This is a genomic window from Burkholderia aenigmatica (assembly GCF_048627025.1).
GTDB classification, from domain to species: domain Bacteria; phylum Pseudomonadota; class Gammaproteobacteria; order Burkholderiales; family Burkholderiaceae; genus Burkholderia; species Burkholderia aenigmatica.
Genome location: NZ_CP184469.1, coordinates 1237399 through 1252749 on the forward strand (window position 1 = coordinate 1237399; position 15351 = coordinate 1252749).

At 68.7% G+C, this 15351-nt stretch carries 15 protein-coding genes; 5 read left to right on the plus strand and 10 right to left on the minus strand.

Annotated elements, in window-relative coordinates; translation table 11 throughout:
- Nucleotides 1-69: 69 nt before the first annotated feature.
- The 3 genes from ACN8ZM_RS22610 to ACN8ZM_RS22620 form a co-directional block, all read right to left on the minus strand.
- Nucleotides 70-948, minus strand: coding sequence for a MipA/OmpV family protein (locus ACN8ZM_RS22610; protein WP_043183702.1), 879 nt, complete (start codon nt 946-948; stop codon nt 70-72).
- A 206-nt stretch (nt 949-1154) separates the two neighbouring features.
- Nucleotides 1155-1466, minus strand: coding sequence for a hypothetical protein (locus ACN8ZM_RS22615; protein ID WP_011355236.1), 312 nt, complete (start codon nt 1464-1466; stop codon nt 1155-1157).
- A gap of 333 nt (nt 1467-1799) precedes the next feature.
- On the minus strand, nt 1800-2099 hold the full coding sequence (locus ACN8ZM_RS22620; protein WP_043183699.1) for a hypothetical protein: 300 nt from the start codon (nt 2097-2099) through the stop codon (nt 1800-1802).
- 140 nt (nt 2100-2239) lie between these two features.
- Between ACN8ZM_RS22620 and ACN8ZM_RS22625 the strand changes: the two genes are divergently transcribed.
- From ACN8ZM_RS22625 to ACN8ZM_RS22635, 3 genes are all read left to right on the plus strand, one after another.
- On the plus strand, nt 2240-2488 hold the full coding sequence (locus ACN8ZM_RS22625; protein ID WP_043183698.1) for a hypothetical protein: 249 nt from the start codon (nt 2240-2242) through the stop codon (nt 2486-2488).
- 340 nt (nt 2489-2828) lie between these two features.
- Complete coding sequence (locus ACN8ZM_RS22630; protein WP_089453003.1) at nt 2829-3260, plus strand: CBS domain-containing protein; 432 nt, start codon at nt 2829-2831, stop codon at nt 3258-3260.
- 93 nt (nt 3261-3353) lie between these two features.
- On the plus strand, nt 3354-3860 hold the full coding sequence (locus ACN8ZM_RS22635; protein WP_420212440.1) for a PRC-barrel domain-containing protein: 507 nt from the start codon (nt 3354-3356) through the stop codon (nt 3858-3860).
- Between the two features lie 12 nt (nt 3861-3872).
- Here ACN8ZM_RS22635 and ACN8ZM_RS22640 read toward each other — a convergent pair whose 3' ends face one another.
- The 3 genes from ACN8ZM_RS22640 to ACN8ZM_RS22650 are packed head-to-tail and all read right to left on the minus strand — an operon-like array spanning nt 3873 to nt 6994.
- Nucleotides 3873-4484, minus strand: coding sequence for a DUF4142 domain-containing protein (locus tag ACN8ZM_RS22640; protein WP_420212441.1), 612 nt, complete (start codon nt 4482-4484; stop codon nt 3873-3875).
- Nucleotides 4485-4542: 58 nt separating this feature from the next.
- Entirely contained in the window at nt 4543-4953 is a 411-nt protein-coding gene (locus ACN8ZM_RS22645) for a BON domain-containing protein (RefSeq protein WP_420212442.1), read from the minus strand.
- A 55-nt stretch (nt 4954-5008) separates the two neighbouring features.
- Nucleotides 5009-6994, minus strand: a complete 1986-nt coding sequence (locus ACN8ZM_RS22650) for an ATP-binding protein (protein ID WP_420212443.1) — start codon at nt 6992-6994, stop codon at nt 5009-5011.
- 415 nt (nt 6995-7409) lie between these two features.
- On the opposite strand from ACN8ZM_RS22650, the gene ACN8ZM_RS22655 reads away from it, so the two are divergent.
- Nucleotides 7410-8447: a sigma-54 interaction domain-containing protein gene (locus ACN8ZM_RS22655; RefSeq protein WP_420212444.1), complete on the plus strand. Its 1038-nt coding sequence runs from the start codon at nt 7410-7412 to the stop codon at nt 8445-8447.
- Between the two features lie 30 nt (nt 8448-8477).
- Here ACN8ZM_RS22655 and ACN8ZM_RS22660 read toward each other — a convergent pair whose 3' ends face one another.
- Complete coding sequence (locus ACN8ZM_RS22660) at nt 8478-10277, minus strand: methyl-accepting chemotaxis protein (RefSeq protein ID WP_043183691.1); 1800 nt, start codon at nt 10275-10277, stop codon at nt 8478-8480.
- A gap of 344 nt (nt 10278-10621) precedes the next feature.
- Entirely contained in the window at nt 10622-10876 is a 255-nt protein-coding gene (locus tag ACN8ZM_RS22665) for a DUF3562 domain-containing protein (protein ID WP_089453005.1), read from the minus strand.
- Nucleotides 10877-11429: 553 nt separating this feature from the next.
- Here ACN8ZM_RS22665 and ACN8ZM_RS22670 point away from each other — a divergent pair.
- Nucleotides 11430-11864 carry a hypothetical protein gene (locus tag ACN8ZM_RS22670; RefSeq protein WP_420212445.1) on the plus strand — a complete coding sequence of 145 codons (435 nt, stop codon included), beginning with the start codon at nt 11430-11432 and terminating at the stop codon, nt 11862-11864.
- 548 nt (nt 11865-12412) lie between these two features.
- Here the strand turns inward: ACN8ZM_RS22670 and ACN8ZM_RS22675 are convergent.
- Nucleotides 12413-13348 (minus strand): universal stress protein, encoded by a 936-nt coding sequence (locus ACN8ZM_RS22675; protein ID WP_043183687.1) that lies wholly within the window; start codon nt 13346-13348, stop codon nt 12413-12415.
- A 215-nt stretch (nt 13349-13563) separates the two neighbouring features.
- On the minus strand, nt 13564-14946 hold the full coding sequence (locus ACN8ZM_RS22680; protein WP_043183686.1) for an amino acid permease: 1383 nt from the start codon (nt 14944-14946) through the stop codon (nt 13564-13566).
- Nucleotides 14947-15351 lie beyond the last annotated feature (405 nt).

Consider the following 15351-nt stretch of genomic DNA (forward strand, 5'->3'; position numbering starts at 1 on the left):
TCGGAATCATATCAAATGTGACGGCGGATGCCGCACCCCGTATCGTCCCGACCTGCTGCCCGGCCGCCGTCAGAACTGGTAATTCACCGACATGTCGAACACGCCGTTGGTCGACTGCTGCGTGATCGGGCTGCGCGCGGCGCGGCCGACGAGCTGCTCGATCGCGCCGTCGATCGTGACGAACCAGTGCTTGTTCACGAACCAGGCCATCGTCACGCCCGCGCCGAACGACTTGAGCCCGGCCCCCGACGAATAGGCCGGCAACCCGGAACGCGCGGCGGCGCCCTGGTTCACGCCGAACCAGCTGTTCATGTAGCGCGAATCGGCGAACGATACGGTCGGCCCCGCGAACCAGAAGAAATGCTCGTTGCTGCCCGGCAGCGGCATGTACGCGGAGAAATCGCCGACCCAGCCGTTCGAGCCGCCGAGGCTGCGCCGGATATCCGCGCGCAGCACGAGCGGAAATTCCTTCGAGATCACGTAATCGGCCGCCAGTTTCATCACCGGTGCCGCGTTGATGTTGTCGAGGCCGTTCAGGTGTTCGGTATCGTCGGCTGAACGACGCCCGAGGTCGTAACCGACGGACAGGCTCACGCGCCAGTTCGGCCCGCGCAGCACGTTCGCGCCGAGCCCCTCGCCCGTCGACAGGAAGAACAGGTCGCGATAGCGGATGTCGAGATTCGGGCCGCCCATCACGCGATAGCGATCGGAGCCCGCATAGCGCGGCTGCAGCGTCATCGCGGCACCCACGCTGATATCCCAGGTGGAGATGTTCGGGTCGTACAGTTTTTCGAGCGGCACACCCGCCGAGTATTGCCATTCGCCGAGCGGCGAAGGCGTCTGGGCCGACGCGTCGCGGGCATCGGCCGCGACGAGCGCCGCACAGGCCGACACACCGGAAACGAACCGGCGTGCGCCGGGCGACAGCAAAGGGCGAGCAGCAGTCATCAAGGCGGTCCCCGTCGGTTGCGCGAATCGAACCTGAAGGAAAGCGCATTGCGCCTCTTCGGCTGCAGCGGCTGGCAGCCTGCGGCGCGAACGTAGCGTGCGCTGAATTAACGGACATCCTACGCGACACGCGCGCAGACGCAAAGCGCCCGCTGCGCGCGGGCACTTTGCCGTAGGCCGGCACCGACCGGTGAAGCGTGGTGGAATCAGAAGCGCTCGACGTGATAGTCGCCGGCCAGCGCGGCCGGGCTGCGCGTCGACATCATCCGCGAGAAGCCATCGGCAAGCCGTCCGAGCGCGAGCTGCTTCTGGCTCGCATCCCAGTGCGTATAGGTGTCGTACGCGGCATCGTCGAACGACACGGTGACGGCGACCGGGTGGCCGCTGGCGCGAAAGCCGATCTGCAGCACGCCGCCCGGCAATTCCTCGATGTGATAGCGCAACGAGCGCGATTCGAAATAGCGGCCCAGCACCTGAGCGATCGCGCGCTTGTCTGGCGATTGCACGTGAATGTCCATGAGGGTCCTCCTTTTTTCAGGTTTCGCGCGGCCGGTTGGGGCACACCGCTGCCTCCCGGCATCCGCATCGGTGGCGGGTGCGGCGGCGGGTCGCCCTGCGGCAGCCCGTCGGGTACCGGCGGATCGACGGGATCGTCGTGCCCGGGCGGCGGCGGATTCGGGTCGACGTCGGGCGTCGTCGGCTCGGGGCGGTGCAGCGTGAATGGCGTCTTCATGTCTCTCCTGCGCGACGGCGCGCGCATCTCGATGGCGCTGCCACCGCGCGCAAATGGCGTGCCCGCTGCGGCGCCGCTTTTCTCCGGTTGCCCGCTCCGGTCGGGCGCGGCGGTGCGCTCAGTCGTCGTAGGCCGCCATCACCAGCCACATCGCGCGCCCCTCCGCGATCAGCCGCACCGCGAGCGCGAACCGGTCGGACGGCGTGCATTGCGCGACGAGCGCCCGCTGCGCGCGCTCGGGGCCGTCGTAGACGGTGTCGTTCAGTTCGCGTACCTCGTCCTTGCCGTCGAACATGCGCCGCTCGGGCCGATAGACCAGCGATTCGCGCTTCCACGTGTCGAAACGTCCGCGCACATGGGAGAAATCGCCGCCGCATACGTTCGCGTCGTAACGTATCCTTTCTTTGGATGCATTCATCACGATGTCCTCTCGTCCACGCCGACGGCGCGCGTGGCTGCGTCGCGCCCCGTACGGTTCCGCCGACGCGCAAGCGTCGTGCCGTCGGCCCGCGCAGGCATGGCGCTTGCGCCCGCATCCATGATCAAGGAGGTTCGACCATGACCGTTCACGCCCCCGGCCGCCACGACGCCGTGTCACCGGCTGCCGGACTGCTCTGGCTCGCCACGTCGCGCCCGCCGTCCAAAGACAAGACGGAGGAACGCATCGACGAGGGACTCGAGGAGACGTTTCCGGCCAGCGACCCGCCCGCCGTTGGCGGCGCGACCCGTATCGATCCTGCCAAGCCGTCCGGCGAGCACGAACGCCGCGCGCCGCACGTTCCTTCCCCGCCCCCCGATCACGGCTGACGGTGGCACCCGGCCCGCGCTGCGCGGCGGCGCAGCGGCGCGCCGGAGCAATCCGGAGTTGATCTGATGAAACGCCTTGAACGCAGATGGCATGAAATCAGCGGCGCCGCCGGCGTCGCTGCGCTGGCGGCGATCGAAAGCGCAGTGGTGCTCGCGATCGTCGCGATGACGGGCATCGGCCACTGACGTCCCGCCCCGCCCGTTCACGGCTGCCGCCGTGGAAGATGTACAAGCGGGCTGGCAAATTTCTCCGTCGCCTGGCCGTCGCGGCCCGGCGTGGGCGGCACGCGCGCGGCACTCCGTCTGCTTCCTCATCGTCTCGCTCACGAAGGAGACGTTCATGTATCGCGTCACCGAGATCATGTCGCGCGACGTGGTGTGCGTCGCGCCGACCGACACGATTCGCCATGCGGCCGAACTGATGCGGCGCTTCGATATCGGCGTGCTGCCCGTTTGCGACGGCACCGAACTCGTCGCGATCGTGACCGATCGCGACCTCGCCGTGCGCGGACTGTCGCACGGCCATGCGTCCGATACGCCCGTCAAGGCGGTCGCGTCCACGCCCGTGCAATGGTGTGTCGAGGACGACGGCGTCGGCGACGTCCAGCAGCGGATGGCCGACGTGCAGTTGCATCGATTGCCGGTGCTCGACCGCAACCGGCGGCTGGTCGGCATCGTGTCGCTCGGCGACATCGCGACACGCGCGGGCGGCCCCGAGCGCGACGAGCTGGCCAATACGCTCGAGGACGTGTCGCTGCCGCGCCGGCGCTGACCGGCGCCCGTTCATGCCGGGTGGCCCGCCCCGGGGTGCCGCTTCATGCCGCGTGGCCCGCCCCGGGGTGCCGCTTCGACCAGGAGGTGTTCGATGACAACGGACAGACCGTCGCGCGCCGACACGCGCATCGTCGGCGGCATCCGTCGCGCGGCCCGCGGCGGGCCGGGGCCTGACGTGATGGCCGCCCGCACGCTCGAGGGCGATCGCGTCCTGACGATGGACGGCGACGACATCGGCCAGGTCGCCGACATCATGCTCGACGTGCGCACCGGCCGGATCGCGTATGCGGTCGTGTCGTCGCGCGGCCTGCCGGGGAGCGGCGACAAGCTGCTCGCCGTGCCGTGGAACGTGCTCGTGCTCGACGTCGAGCGCAAATGCTTCGTGCTGCCGGTCGCCACCGAACGCGTGCGCGAAGCCCCCGGCTTCGACCGGAATCGCTGGCCGGCCATGGCCGATCCGGTCTGGGCCGAGGCACTGCATGCGTACTACGGCAGTTCGCCGTACTGGCTGATCGAGGAAGGCGAAACGGCGCTCGACGCACCGCCGTACGAGGCGTCGCCGGGTGGCCCTGAACGCGCTGAAGGCGGCAAGCGGTAACGCGTTCGCCGGTCAGTGCGCGGCCGCTACCGTCTGCTCAAGTTGCCGGGCCGAGGCCAGATGCGCGTTCAGCATCGGCAACGCGTTGGCGGCGAACGCGCGAAGCTGCGGATCGCGGCCGTTCCGCGCCTCGGCTTCGTAGAGGCGGATCGCCGCTTCATGCGCGCGCGGGCCCGCCAGCGCGACATAGGCCGAGTCGAATGCATGGCCCACTTTCGCGCGCAACGCCGTCACGGCCGGGTCGACGAGCATCCGCGACTGCACCGGCACGCCCTTGGCCGCGCCAAGCTGCCGCAATTCGCCGGCGATCCGTCCGTGATCGTCGACCATCCGGCGCGCAAAGGCCTTCACGTCCGGGTTGGACGAGCGATCGAGCGCGAGCTGGCTGGCCTGACGCTCCACCTGGCCGATCATGCCGGCCTTGTCGACGAACTCGACATCGATACCGGTCGGCCGCTGCGTCATGCCGGCCTCGTCGGCGGTCGTGCCGGGGCGGATGACGCCCGGCGCGACCTGCGCCGACGAAGCGGGTGACACCTGCGCATGCGAGAGCACGGCGGCCATTCCGGCGACGGTGGCGGCCAGCACGATCGCCGCCGGCCGGCGGGTTCGATTCGTTTTCATCCGGACCTCCGGGTGTCGCGACAGAGCGGGTCGGTGCTCGCTCATGCATCACATCACGTTACTTGCGGCGGATCTGCAGCCTGTCGCGCACGCCGCTCACGCCGTCGACATCGTGCGCAACGCGGATCGCGGTCGCGCGTTGCCGTTCGTCGGGTACGCTGCCGGTCAGTTCGGCCACGCGATGGCGAACCTGCACGTCGATGTCGCCGGATGTCAATCCACGTTCCGCGACGAGCGCCGCGCGGATCCGGGACGCGAGCGTCGCATCGCGGATCTGGCCGCCGACGGCAGATGCCTGCTTCTCGAGCCTTGCGCCGACGCCCTCCTCGGCCGATGCGTCGCAAGGTGTCGCGATCCATGCACACGACAGCATCAGGAAGATCGCGGCCGACACGACCGACGGCATGCGCGTCAGGCAAGCCCGCGTGCCGCTCGCACCGTCGTGCCGCGTGCTTTCCGTTGCGTCCATCGTGCCTCCTTGCCTCCTGCCTCGTGGCTGACCGGGCGAGCGTCCGCGCCGGCGGCTACCGGCCGCGTGGGTGCCGACCGTGCTCGGCGGCGGGTGTGACATCGGCAATCACGCTCGCCAGCGTCGGCATGTCCACCGGCTTGCACAGATACGCGTCGAAGCCGGCGGCCATCACGCGATGCCGGTCGGCGTTGCCGGCGTGCGCGGTGACCGCGATGACGGGCAGATGCCCGCTGCCGCCCGGCAAATGGCGGATGCGGTCGAGCAGCCAGAAGCCGTCGCCGTCCGGCATCGCGAGATCCGACAGCACGACGTTCGGCGCTTGCCGTTCCACCACGTCGAGCGCGTCGTGCCCCGATTGCGCGGTCGACACCTGTGCGCCCATCGTTTCGAGTGCCGCGGCAAGGCTCGCGCGCGATGTCGCATCGTCGTCGACGACGAGCACGCGCTGGCCGTCGAGCGCCACCGTGTCCGGCGTGCCCCCCGCGTGCAGCAGGTTCTCGGCCGGATCGTCGGCGTCCCAGCCCGCCGGCAGCGTGACCGTGACGGTCGTCCCGCGTCCGGTGCCGGCGCTCGTCGCGACGACCTCGCCGCCATGCAGTTGCGCGATGTTGCGCACGATCGACAGGCCGAGCCCGAGGCCGCGCTTCGGCGACGCGAATGCGCGTTCGGGCCGGCTGAACGTCTCGAACAGATGCGGCAGGTATTCCGGCGCAATCCCCTGCCCGGTATCGGCGACCGACAGCCGCACGCGCTCGCCGGCACGGGTCAGCGACACGACGATGCGGCCGCCCGGCGGCGTGAACTTGATCGCGTTCGACAACAGGTTCGACAGGACCTGACGCACGCGCTCGCGGTCCGCCGGAATCACGCAGGTCGGCATCTCGTATTCGGTCGACAGTTCGAGCCCACTCGCCTGTGCCGTCGCGTCGAGTTCACGCGTGGCATCGCGCACGATCCGCACGAGATCGACCGGCACGCGCTCGAGGCGCAAGCGGCCCGTCGCGAGCGCCGACGCGTCGAGCAGGTCGGCCACCATGTGCGACAGCGACCGCGCGCTGCGATCGATCGCATCGACCGCCTGTTGCGCGAGCCCCTGGCCATCGACGTTGCGCAGTACCTCGACCCAGCCGTAGATCACGTTCAGCGGCGTGCGCAGTTCGTGCGACACCGTCGCCAGCAGCTCGTCCTTCAGCCGGTTCGACGTGTCCGCCTGGGCACGAGCGTCGCGCGCGCCGCGCAGCGAGCGCATGTTGCGCCGCTCGCCGCGACGGCGTTCGCGCGCTTCGCGCAATGTCATCGACAGGCCTGTGCAGTGGCCCTGCGCATCGACGATCGGCGACGCGGCGAAGGTCGCACGAAAACGGCTGCCATCGCACCGTACGCACAGCACGTCGAGCGGCCCGACCAGTGCATGCAGGTTCGCGAACGACGCGGGCACCGGATGCCGCCGCAACCAGCGCGGCGCGATCATCGCGGTGATATCGCGCCCGGTGGCCTGCGCCGCGTCGATGCCGAAGATCCGTCGCGCAGCCGGATTCCAGCTCGTGATCCGGCGTGCGGCATCGACCCCGACGATCGCGTCGGGCGACGCATCGACCACGCGGCGCAGCAGGCCGTCGTCATGGACGGGAACGGGGACGCGGGCAGCAGGCGCCGGCTCGCGCGCAGCGGCGTCGCCGTCGTCATCGGGTTCGCGCAGACGATCGTTCGCGAGCAACGGCTTCACGGCCATCACGAGCACGCATTCGACGAAGCTGATCGCGATGAATGCGCCGGCCTGCGCGAGCAGCGTGGCCAGCGGCGCATCGCGCCACCACAACACGCCGATCACGGCCACGCTCGCGGCCGCCGCGGCCAGGCCGCCGCCGAACGACGTCAGCCATGCGGCAGCCGCCACGCCGACATAGAAAGGCAGCGGCGCAAATGGCGCATGCTCGCCGACGACGCGAACCGCCCACGCCTGCAGCGCGGACGCCAGCCCGACGGCCAGCACCACCCATGCACCCTGCCGTAACAGCTCACGGGTCAGGGATCTCATTGCATCCTTGCGTCGCGCCGGCTCCCGTCGCACGGTGTCATGCCGCTGGTCGAGCAGCAGGCCTGCCGTCGAGCGTGCCGGGCGAGCGGGATGACATCCGCAAGTGGCATGCCCGATTCCGGCGTGGATGGCCGACGGTACGCCGTGCCGGTTGCCTGGTTGCCTGGCTGCCTGGCGGCCCCAAGGGCCGGGGGCGGTGGCCGGTCGAGCACCGGCCGCTGTCACGGGCCGCATCGGCGCATCATGGTCGCGACCGGCTTTTTTATCGAAATGCTGTAAAAAAGCACCGATACGACCCTGGATGGCCCTGAAGTGCCGCGATTCGTGTCAGGAATCGATGGTCTGTTTCTTCCGCCCTCGCCGCGCACATTGGAAATTTCTATTCCGCGGCACCTTTGCGGTCGTTTCGCTGTCGATGATAAATATTGCAATCAACGGAACGCGTGGTGCCGATTTTCAAAACGGCCCGCCAACCCCGATGGGAGAAACCGCCAACCGTTCGAAGCAGCGCGCAGACGGCCGCCGGCTGTCAGGCCGGTCGTCCGCGATGCGCACGCTGCTCGGCCGCATCGAAAAAATCGCGCCGACCCGCGCGAGCGTGATGATTGCCGGCGAAAGCGGGGTCGGCAAGGATATCGTCGCGCGCCGGCTGCACGATCTCAGTGCCCGTCGGGATGGCCCGTTCGTCCCCGTGAACTGCGGCGCGATTTCGCCCGATATCGCGGAATCGCAGTTGTTCGGGCACGAGAAAGGCAGTTTCACCGGTGCGATTGCGCAGCGGGAAGGTTTCTTCGAAGCCGCGCGCGGCGGCACGCTGCTGCTCGACGAGATCGCGGAAATGCCCGCGCCGCTGCAAGTGAAGCTGCTGCGGGCGATCGAATCGAATGCGATCGTCCGGGTGGGCGGCACCGACGCGATTCCGCTCGACGTGCGCATCGTGTCGGCCACGCGCCACAACCCGGCCGAAGCCGTGCGCGACGGCCGGCTGCGGGAGGACCTGTTCTACCGCCTCGCCGCGTTTGCGCTGTACGTGCCGCCGCTGCGCCAGCGCGACGGCGACATCGAGACGATCGCGCTGGAATTCGTCGACGCGCTCAACACGCGGCATCACTCGCACAAGCGGCTGACCGAAGCAGCGATCGCCGCGTTGCGCGCGTATTCGTGGCCCGGCAACGTACGCGAGCTGCACAACACGATCGAGCGCGCGTACATCCTGGCGGACGAGGGCATCGACGTCACGCTGCCGAAGCCGGCGATGCCACCCGAGCGCCTGTCGGAGAACACGATGGCGCTGCCGCTCGGCGCGACCTTGCACCATGCGCAGCAGCGCTTCATCGCGGCGACGCTGCGCCACTTCGACGGCAACAAGCCGCGCGCCGCGAAAGCGCTCGGGATCAGCCTGAAAACGCTCTACAACCGGCTCGCGCTGATGCGCGACGGCGGCCGCTCCTGAGCGGTGCGGCCGCGCTTCCCGCGCGCCGCGTTACGCGACCTTGAAGCGCCCGACCGTCGTCGCCAGCGCGTTCGCCTGCGACTGCAGCGCGGTCGCGGCGGCGGTCGACTGTTCGACGAGCGCCGCGTTCTGCTGCACCATTTCGTCGAGCTGCGTGACCGCGCGATTCACTTCCTGGATGCCGCGCGTCTGCTCGTTCGCCGCGTGCGTGATCTCAGAGATGATCGTCGTCACGTTCGACACGTTGGAGACGATCTCGCGCATCGTGTCGCCGGCCTGACGCACCTGCCCGGACCCGGCCGACACGCTCGCGACCGTCGATTCGACCAGCACCTTCACTTCGCGCGCGGCCTGCGCGCTGCGTTGCGCGAGGCTGCGCACTTCCTGCGCGACCACCGCGAAGCCGCGGCCCTGCTCGCCCGCGCGCGCCGCTTCGACGGCCGCGTTCAGTGCAAGGATGTTGGTCTGGAACGCAATCCCGTCGATCACGCCGATGATGTCGCCGATCCGGCCCGATGCTTCCTCGATCTTCTCCATCGTCGCGACGACGTCCGACACGACCACGCCACCATGCGACGCGATCCGCGACGCGGCCGCCGCGCGTTCGTCGGCCTGGCCGGCGGCCGCCGCCGACTGGCCGACGGTCGCGGTGATCTCTTCCATCGATGCCGCCGTTTCCTCGAGGCTCGCCGCCGCCGATTCGGTGCGCGACGACAGGTCCTGGTTGCCCGCCGCGATCTCGTTCGCAGCCGTGCGCACCGACTCGCTCGCATCGCGGATCTGACGCATCACGTCGTTCAGCTTGTCGACGAAGCTGTTGAACGAGCGTGCGATGTCGGCCACTTCGTCACGGCCGTCGGCCGGCAGGCGCTGCGTCAGGTCGCCGGCGCCCGAGCCGATCGCGGCCATCGCCTGGCGCACTTGCGACAGGCGGCGGAACGCGGTCGCGGTGATCGCGCCGATGATCACCGACGCGACGGCGACGATCACGAGCAGCGTGATCAGCGACGCGGTCAGCAGCGAGCGCATGCCGGCCGTCGCTTCGCTCTTGTCGAGCAGCACCAGCGCGTACCAGTCCGTGCCCGGCACGGGGCGCGCGCGCACCAGCTTCGCGTCGCCGCCGACGCTCACCTCGACGGGCGCGGTCGCGGCCGCGATCGTCGCGCCGTTCGTTGCGCCGAGTTCGGCCGACACGTCGGCGACCGGCTTCAGCGTGAGCTTCGCGTCCGGGTGCGCGACCACGTGGCCGTTGCTGTCGATCAACATCCCGAAGCTCGCGGGCGTCGGGTGGATCGACTTCACGTTCGCGATCACGGTGTCCATCGAGACGTCCGCGGCGACGACGCCTTTCAGCGCGCCGTCGCGCAGGATCGGCACCGCGAACGTGACGACGAGGTTGCCCGTGCCGGCGTCGACGTAAGGCGGCGTGACGACCGGCTTGCCGGCCTGCGCGGCCTGCTTGTACCACGGGCGGCCGGTCGGATCGTAGTCGGGCGGGATGCCGGTCGGGTCGGAGAAGTGGAACGCCTTGTCGGCATAGCCCGCGTAGACGTTCGTGAAGCCACCGGCCGTGGCCATCTGCTTGAACACCGGCAGCGGATCGGGGGTCAGCGCGGCATCCTGCAACGACGCAATCATCCGGCTCCGGGTGGCGACCCAGTCGGCGATCCCGACCACGTGGCCGCTTGCGACGGAGGTCAGGTTGCGATCGATCGCGTCGTCGTTGTACGAACGCGCGATGAAATAGTTGATGAGCGTGGTGGCGACGAGCGCGAATACGACGATGGAGACGCACGCGGCGAGGATGCGGGCGCGGATGGACGAGAACATGGCAACGACTCGGTAAGGGAGCGCGAACGCCCGGTGGACGAATTCACCGGGTAAACGGCAATCGCGCCGCTTACTTGAGGCCGCCGTGACAATTCAGTGAAACGTATGACGAAACGCAACGTCGGTTTTCAGGGGGCGCCGGGATCGCCGCACCCGGCCGGCGCCGCGCGCACACGCCGTCGCCGGATGCGACGACGGTGCCGGCGATCTTGCGCACGGCAATCGAAAGGGAATGGGAACAGGCCGGTTCGCTGTCGACGGATGCCTGCATGTCGATCAGGATCCGGCCCTGGCCCGGCGACGGAGCGCGTCACGTCCGCGGCATCAGCCGCGGCGTGTGCCCGTCACAGGCGGTGGCTCGGACGCGGATCGGATTCCGCGGGCGCCCCATCGGAGCGCGTGTCGTGGTCGAAATCGTCCTGCTGGCGCATCCGTTCGCGCAGGTGCCGGATCGCGAACACGTGGATGTAGTCGTGCACCCGCGCGTCGGACGACAAGACGCGCACTTCGTCGTCGAGCATCGCACGCAACTGATCCGAACCGATCGCGCGCTGTTTGGCGGCTTCCTTGAGTGAATCGAGCAAATTGTCCTTGGACATCGACGGACTCCTGACGGTCGAGGAACGAAAAGAAGTAGATACCGGAAGCTTAAAGACTGAACGGCCGCGCGGCGTGCGATGCGCCGGCGCGTGTTTGCGCGCGATCAACGGCACGTTGCGTGCCGCCGCGCCGATTCGTCCCCGAACCGACCGCGCAAGATCCGCGGCGCGAACTGCCCGCGAACGAGACTGGAAGCCCTGCCACGCCACCCCGAGGCGCGGCACCGGTGGCGGGCAAACGATGGAGGCCGCTCGACGCCGATGCAGTGGCGAAGTTAGACCGGCCGAAATCATGCGTCAAGCGACCGCCACCACGCCCGGCCCATTCGTCGGAACGAACGCGCCGGATCGTCGCCGGGACGGCCGATCGGTCGCACTGCGTGTCAGCGGATTCCGATACGCCCCGCGCAATCCCTGACAGCGACTTCAGCGCGCGCTGCTTGGCAGCGCACGGGCGCCACACGATACTGATGACATGGACGAAACGTTCATACGGGCAATCGCTCAGCCGGCCATCGAGCCGGCATGCGGGGCCTGGCGCAGGAGACCAACCATGGGACATCGCAACTTACCGGGCCGGGACGGCCAGCGGCACGCGTCGGGCAACGCGCGCGCCCTGCCCGCCCGTGCCGTGTCGGCCGGCAACCGTCCGTCCGACAATATCGACACCTTGCTTGCGCTCGCACGCGAAGCCGGGTTGCTCGTCACGCTCGACGGGCAGATCGGCCGCGAGAAGTACCAGAGCGTCGCGGGCTCGGTCCTCGCGTTGCAACGGTTCGCCGCGGCACTCTGCGCGCGGGCCGCCTCCGACGCGGCGGCCGTTGCGGAGCCGCGCCGCAAGGCGCGCCCCGGCTGGCCGCATGCAAACCGCCTGCGCAACCGCACGTGCAGCGCGTGCGCGCCGCTGCATGTCGCGCGCCAGCGGCCGCGGGTGCGCCGCGGCGCGGGCCGCCGGCACGACCTGCGGTCGATGCTTCGCACGCCCTGAGCGCGCAGGCAGCCGGCACGGCACGGGGCCGTGCACCGGCTGCGCACCGCGCCAACTCGGCGGCGCCTGCCGTACGCCGTGCCTGTATGGCGGCGGCGCGCCTGCCGCGATCATCACCGATCCGCATTGGCGCGACCGCGCGTCATCACGCATCGTGATGCGCCGTTCCACACGGCCGCGATGACAACGATTCCTGCGGGGAAAGCAATCCAGACGGGGCCAACGACAACACGAACGCGGAAAGCGGACGGGGTGACTTGCACCCCGCCCGTCCTCCAAGGCAGCCGTCGGCTGCCTACCCTCGTGCCAGAGAGTTCTCGGTCGGATGACGCGCCGTGCCATGCACGTCGCGGCTCCGGAAAATGATGTGACGACGGCGAATGCGCCACCGATCGCACGAAGTGACGCTCGCGTGGCTGCGTCGCTGTGCGGTACATCCACGACAGACCGGCCACGTGGCCGGATGTTCCGCCAAGGTCTCACGCGATACGCATGCCGTTTCTGATTAAGATCAACCCAAGCCCGCTTCGTTCGTGACACCGCGCGATTTACTCGGCACCGCGCACGAGCAACACGGGCACCTGGGCGAGATGCGCCACGCGGCGTGCGACGCTGCCGATCAGCCAGGCAGCGATGCCGCGCCGGCCGTGCGTGCCGACCACCAGCAGCTCGGCACGCCAGTGCACGGCGTCGCGCATCAACGCATGGGCCACGTCGTCGCTGGTCGGCCGGGTTTCGACGACACCGCGCTTGGTCGGGTTCCCGGTCGCATGGAACAGCGGGCCGATTTTCGCGAGCGCGTCCTCGCCCTCCGCGCGATAGGCATCCTCGAGCGCGCGCACCGGCACGATATCCGTCAGACGAACCGCGCGGTCGATCACGTAGGCCGCGTACAGCAACGTCGTCGGCGCCGCGAAGCCGAGCCCGACGCGCACCGCGTGCAGCGCCGGCTCGCTGCCGTCGACCGCGAACATCAGCCGCTGCAGGCCGCCGTCCGCCGGGCGCGCATAGGCGGCCGGCACGATCAGCAGCGCGCAGCGCGCGCGCGTCGTCAGCGTGTCGGACATCGCACCTTCGACCAGCCGCAGCAGCCCGTGATGCGGATTCGCGCCGACCACCAGCACGTCCGCGCGCCACGCCGACGTATCGCTCACCAGCGCATCGGCCACCGTGCCGCCCGTCACCGATGTGTCGATGATGGCCTGCTCGACCTCGATGCCGCTGTCGGCGAACAATGCGGCGATCCGTTCGCCGGTGGCTTGCGCTTCGCGCATCATGTCCTCGCGCGCGGACGTGAGCAGCGCGTCGATGCGCGGGATGTCGGGCAAGACGAGGCGCGGGTTGTCGATGGCGCAGACGATGCGCAATCGCATGCCGGGACGCAGCAGCGTGCGCGCATAGCGCGCGGCGGACAGCGATTCGGGCGTCGGATCGACGGCCAGCGCGATTCGCGCAGGCGTCGGGATGGGCTGGGCAGGCTGCATGGCGAAGGTCTCCGTGCGTGCGCGTCGTCGCGGAACGACGACGGGAGCTTCGCGCGGAAGCGGCGCGCGGCGGCCGGACAGCCGCCGCGGTCGCGGGGATCGGCAGGATGCCACGCGAAGCGCGGGCAATCGATGCGTTCAGCATAGAACGTCCGGCCCGCGTGCGCATGATCGCGATCAAGAGTCGCGCGGTGCTTGCGCCAGCCCCTTGCTCCTTACGACTTCGTCGGCACCGATGCCGCCGGACGGTTCGCGTAGAACAGCGCATACGTGATGCCGAGCAGCACGATCCATACCGGCCCGATCACGAGCGCGACGCGCGTGTCGGGCGTGAACGCCATCAGCACGACGACCAGCACGAGAAAGCCGAGCGCGACGAACGAACCGAGCGGATAGAACGGCACGCGGATCGGCAGGCGCGCGATCTTGTCGGCCGACAGCGTGCGGCGAAAGCGCATCTGCGCGATCAGGATCACGCACCACGTCCAGATCGCGCCGAACGTCGACACCGACGTGAGCCACGTGAACACATGCTGCGGCGCGAGATAGTTGAGCAGCACGCCGATCAGCAGCAGCGCGACCGACACGATCACGCCATACACCGGCACGCCGTTGCGGTTGACCTTGCCGAGCTTGCTCGGTGCCTGGCCCTGCTGCGCGAGGTTGTAGAGCATCCGCGCGGTGCTGAACAGGCCGCTGTTGCACGACGACAGCGCTGCGGTTAGCACGACGAAGTTGATGATGCCGGCAGCAGCCGGGATGCCGAGTCGCGAGAACGTCATCACGAACGGGCTGCCCTGCGTGCCGATCTGGTCCCACGGATACAGCGACATGATCACGAACAGCGCGCCGATGTAGAAAATCAGCACGCGCCAGAACACCGAGTTCACGGCCTTCGTCAGCGACTTCTCCGGGTTGCGCGCCTCGCCGGCGGTGAGGCCGAGCATCTCGACGCCGAGATACGCGAACATCACGATCGGCAACGCGGCGATCACGCCGTTGATGCCGTTCGGCATGAAGCCGCCATGCGCCCACAGGTTCGAGAGGCCGATCGCGACACCGCCGTTGCCGATACCGAACGCGATCATCAACCCGCCGCCGATGATCATCAGCACGATCGTGACGATCTTGATCAGCGCGAACCAGAACTCGAATTCACCGTAGAGCTTGACCGCGATGAAGTTCACCGAGCCCATCGCCATGAGCGCCGCGAGCGCCCAGATCCAGTTCGGTACGCCGGGGAACCACATGTGCATGTAGACGCCGACCGCCGTGATTTCCGCCATGCAGGTGACGATCCACACGAACCAGTAGGTCCAGCCGGTCAGGTAGCCGGCGAGCGGGCCGAGGTAATCGCGTGCGTAGCGGCTGAACGCGCCGGCGACCGGATTGGCGATCGCCATCTCGCCGAGTGCGCGCATGATCAGGAAAATCGCGATGCCGCCCAGCAGGTAGGTCAGCAGGATGGCCGGGCCGGCGACGCGGATCGCGGTGGCCGAGCCGAGGAACAGGCCGACGCCGATCGTCGCGCCGAGCGCCATCAGGTTGATGTGCCGCTCTTCCAGCCCACGGTGCAACTGGTCTTCTGGTTGTTTCAAGTCCGTCTCCTGGCAGCCGCGAACGGGCCGCCATCATTGTCGATGTCAATGCGCGACCGTTCATGCCGATACCGGCATGCCGAAAACGAAATAATCTCCGCCGTCGTTTTCCAGATGAGAAACGACACGGATACTGCGTCAATCCGAATGGAATCGCCGCGGATTATCCGTATTTTCCGGAACAATCCGGAAAACGGATCGGGCCTTTCACGGAATACGCCCGCGCGGCCCGTGTGACGCGGCTGTGCGCGTGACGGACGGCGACGGGATCAATCGCTTTCGGCGCGAACGAACACGCGTCGAATGTGCGCGATCATGCGCACGCAATATGCAGGCGGGATTATATGGAGGATCAGCGGTTTCACGCCAGTCGATTTTGGAAAAATCGCAGCGGGTGAAAACGGC